The sequence below is a fragment of the Marilutibacter maris genome, assembly GCF_006546735.2.
Lineage (GTDB): Bacteria > Pseudomonadota > Gammaproteobacteria > Xanthomonadales > Xanthomonadaceae > Marilutibacter > Marilutibacter maris.
The window spans coordinates 1-3,709 of the sequence record NZ_VICD02000299.1 but is presented as its reverse complement, the minus strand read 5'-3'; the positions used below and the strand labels follow the sequence as shown (position 1 = coordinate 3,709).

Sequence of the window (3,709 nt, the reverse complement as noted above, 5' to 3'; positions counted from 1 at the left end):
CGGGCCGGGGTTGCGAGGTGAGCGCGTAGCGCGAGCCCGCAACGGCCCACGAGGCGGAGCCGAGTGGATTCCCTTGCGAGCCACTGGCTCGCGGCCGTGCCGAACGCCCGGCGCGCTGCGCCGGGCAGGGGGGGTGAGAGAGGGCGGCTTGCGAACCACCGGTTCGCGCCCGCTCGAACGCCCAGATGCTGGCGTCTGGGCCAGGCCGGCGAGGCGAGCCGCGATCCCCGGGCTGCGCCCGGGAATCCCCAAAGTTTGCTGCGCAAACCTTGGACCCCACCGTTGCGCTTCCACACCCCCATTCGCATCTGCGATGCGAACCGCCCCCTGACTCAGGGGGACGATCTCCGGCTACGCCCGGATATCTCCCAAAGTTTGCTTCGCAAACCTTGGGCCCCACCGTTGCGCTTCCACACCCCCATTCGCATCTGCGATGCGAACCGCCCCCTGACTCAGGGGGACGATCTCCGGCTGCGCCCGGATATCTCCCAAAGTTTGCTGTGCAAACCTTGGGCCCCACCGTTGTGCTTCCACACCCCCATTCGTGCCTGCGGCACGAATCGCCCCCTGACTCAGGGGGCGGGGCCACCGGGCCCTGTCCCGTAGGAGCGGCAGTCGAGGGACTCGGTGACCCTGGCCGCAGCCCGTGCCGTGCCCGTGGCCTGCTCAGCGGCGGAGCTTGGGTAGCCGCGTCATCCGGGTGCCGCTGGCGCGATCGTGCCAGGTCAGGCGGTCGCGATCGAACCAGGCCCACCAGAACCCCAGGCCCGCTGCCAGCAGCGACAGCGTGCCGATCGCGTAGCGGAGCGCGAGCGCTCGCGCCTCGGGGCGACCGCCGTCGTCGGCGACGACCCGCAGCCGCCACGGCCGCATGCCGAGGGTCTGCCCGCCGCGCCGCCAGCTGAGGATCGCGTAGGCGCCGGCCAGCAGCCAGCAGACCAGCCACAGCAGGATCTGCAGCGGGCTGAACGGCGCGATGTTCTCGCGCGCGGCGTGGCCGGCCAGGTAGTAGCCGAGCGTGAACACCGCCGACGCGGCCAGCCAGATCGCCAGCACCGGCCACAGGTCGTAGAACAGCGCCAGCAGGCGCCAGCCCAGCAGCGGTTTGGCTCGAGGTGCGGAGCTGGCGGGTTCGCCGTCGTTGCGGCCGGTCGGATGCGGTTCGGATGCCATCGCAAAAGGATAGTCGCTAAGCTGCCCGCATGAGTCCCCAGGCACCGGCGACAGGCCGGAAACAGACCCCGGCCGAGCGTCGCGCGCGGATGATGGCGCTGCCTCCCGTGCCGGAGACCGACGCCGCCGTGATCGATCGCTTCATCGATGCGGTATGGGCCGAGAGCGGGCTGTCCCGGCCGACCCTGGACAGCTACCGGCGCGATCTGGCCGGACTGGCCCGCTGGCGCGGAGGGCGTGGCGGCGGATTGGCGGGCGCCGAGCGCGGGACCCTGTTCGACTATCTGGCCTGGCGTACTGGCGAGGGTTACTCGCCGCGCAGCAACGCGCGGCTGTTGTCGGCGTTGCGGGCGTTCTATGCCTGGTGCCTGCGCCGGGGCGAGCGTGGAGACGATCCGGCGGCATTGCTGGAGTCGCCGAAGCTGCCGCGCTCGTTGCCCAAGGCGATCACCGAGAGCCAGATCGAAGCCCTGCTGACGGCTCCGGATGTCGACACGCCTCTGGGACTGCGCGATCGCGCGATGCTCGAGCTGATGTATGCCTGCGGCCTGCGCGTGAGCGAGCTGGTCGAGCTGCCGGCGACCGCGGTCAACCTGCGCCAGGGCGTCCTGAGGGTGACCGGCAAGGGGCGCAAGGAGCGGCTGGTGCCGCTGGGCGAGGAGGCGCAGCATTGGCTCGAACGCTACCTCTCGCAGGCACGGCCGCAACTGGCGGGCAAGCGGTCGTTGCCGCCGCTGTTCCTGGAGGCCAGGGGCGAGGCGCCGAGCCGCCAGCAGTTCTGGCGGCTGGTGAAGCGTTATGCCGGCGCCGCCGGCATCGATCCGGACCGGCTCAGCCCGCACGGTCTGCGCCACAGCTTCGCCACCCATCTGCTGAACCACGGCGCCGATCTGCGCTCGTTGCAGATGCTGCTTGGCCACAGCTCGCTGTCGACGACCCAGATCTACACCCTGGTCGCCCGCGAGCAGCTCAAACAGCTCCACGCCAAACACCACCCGAGGGGGTGAGGCACGGCCGTTTGCGAGCCACTGGCTCGCGGCCGTGCCGAACGCCCGGCGCGCTGCGCCGGGCCGGGGTTGCGAGGTGAGCGCGCAGCGCGAGCCCGCAACGGCCCACGAGGCGAAGCCGAGTGGAAGCGTTCACGAGCCACTGGCTCGCGGCCGTGCCGAACGCCCGGCGCGCTGCGCCGGGCCGGGGGTGAGAGAGGGCCGCTTGCGAACCATCGGTTCGCGCCCGCTCGAACGCCCAGACGCTGGCGTCTGGGCCGGGCAGGCGAGGTGAGCCGCGATCCCCGGACTGCGCCCGGGAATCCCCAAAATTTGCTTCGCAAACCTTGGGCCCCGCCGGCGTGCCCCCAGACCCCCATTCGTGCCTGCGGCACGAATCGCCCCCTGACTCAGGGGGCTGGGTTCATGGGGTAGGCAAATGCTCTTCGTAGGAGCGGCGTGAGCCGCGATGGGCCTTCTCGGCAAAGTCGGGTCGCGGCTCACGCCGCTCCTACGGGATATCACCGGGCCGCGGGACGCGAGGGGCCGGCGGACGGCCGCCGATCGCCAATCTGAACCGTTCCGTGGTCCAGGCCCCGACACGGGCGGGCGCCGCGTGCCACAATCGAAGCAATCGTCCATCGGATGGCACCCCGTTCAGTCAGGAAATGATGCAGATGAAGCGCACCCTCCTCGCCGTGCTCGGCGCGATCAGCCTCTCCGCCTGCGCGCAGGCGCCCGAAGCCGATGCCACCGGCACGCCATTGAAGGCCCCCGTGGTCTCCAGCCCGATGTTGCCCGCGACTCCCGAGCCCGCCGAGGGCACGCCCGAGGCGCGCGCGCTGGCGGCGGTTCGCACCCTCAACCCGAACCTGCAGCCCGAGCAGATCGGCGCGGCGCCGCTGCCGGGGTTCCGTGAGGTCATCGTCAGCGGCCAGGTGGTCTATGTCAGCGACGATGGCCGCTACATGTTCCTGCCGGGCCAGGGCGGCGCGCTGTACGACACCGTGTCCGAGCGCAGCCTCAGCGAGGCCAGCCTCGCCGGCCTGCGCCGCGACCTGCTCAAGACGATTCCGGCCAGCGAGCGCATCGTGTTCGCGCCGGCCAATCCGAAGTACACCGTCACCGTGTTCACCGATGTCGAGTGCGGTTACTGCCGCCGCCTGCACAGCGAGATCGCCGAGTACAACCAGCAGGGCATCGCGATCGAGTATCTGGCCTTTCCGCGCATGGGTATCGGCAGCGAGGACTACAACAAGATGGTCGCGGTGTGGTGCGCGTCGGATCGCAAGCAGGCGCTGACCGATGCCAAGGCCGAGAAGTCGGTGCCCGAGCACGATTGCAAGAACACCGTCTCCATGCAGTACAACATCGGCCAGCGTGCCGGCCTGACCGGGACACCGATGATCCTGACCGAGGACGGCACCCAGGTCGGTGGCTACGTGCCGCCGGCGGCGTTGCGCGAGACCCTGGACAAGCTGGCGGCGGAAAAGGCCGAGCCTGCGGCGGTCGGCAATGCCGCCCCGGGCGGCAACGCTGCGGCCGGCGGC

Annotated in this window: 3 protein-coding genes; 2 read left to right on the top strand and 1 reads right to left on the bottom strand. The window is 70.7% G+C overall.

The features are described from left to right. Window positions 1–666 precede the first annotated feature (666 nt). The gene (locus tag FKV24_RS16790; protein WP_141483198.1) at window positions 667–1,173 is read right to left on the bottom strand and encodes an RDD family protein; all 507 of its coding nucleotides are present in this window, start codon (window positions 1,171–1,173) and stop codon (window positions 667–669) included. A gap of 29 nt (window positions 1,174–1,202) precedes the next feature. Here FKV24_RS16790 and xerD point away from each other — a divergent pair, with 29 nt between their 5' ends. Both xerD and FKV24_RS16780 read left to right on the top strand, forming a co-directional pair. Next, the gene (gene xerD / locus FKV24_RS16785) at window positions 1,203–2,180 is read left to right on the top strand and encodes a site-specific tyrosine recombinase XerD (RefSeq protein WP_141483197.1); all 978 of its coding nucleotides are present in this window, start codon (window positions 1,203–1,205) and stop codon (window positions 2,178–2,180) included. 656 nt (window positions 2,181–2,836) lie between these two features. Next, window positions 2,837–3,709, top strand: an 873-nt coding sequence (locus FKV24_RS16780) for a DsbC family protein (RefSeq protein ID WP_141483196.1), incomplete at its 3' end; no start/stop codon positions are given.

Coding starts and splice junctions, on each gene's coding strand:
- xerD (WP_141483197.1), top strand. CDS start 1,203: ATGAGTCCCCAGGCACCGGCGACAGGCCGGAAACAGACCCCGGCCGAG.
- FKV24_RS16790 (WP_141483198.1), bottom strand. CDS start 1,173: ATGGCATCCGAACCGCATCCGACCGGCCGCAACGACGGCGAACCCGCC.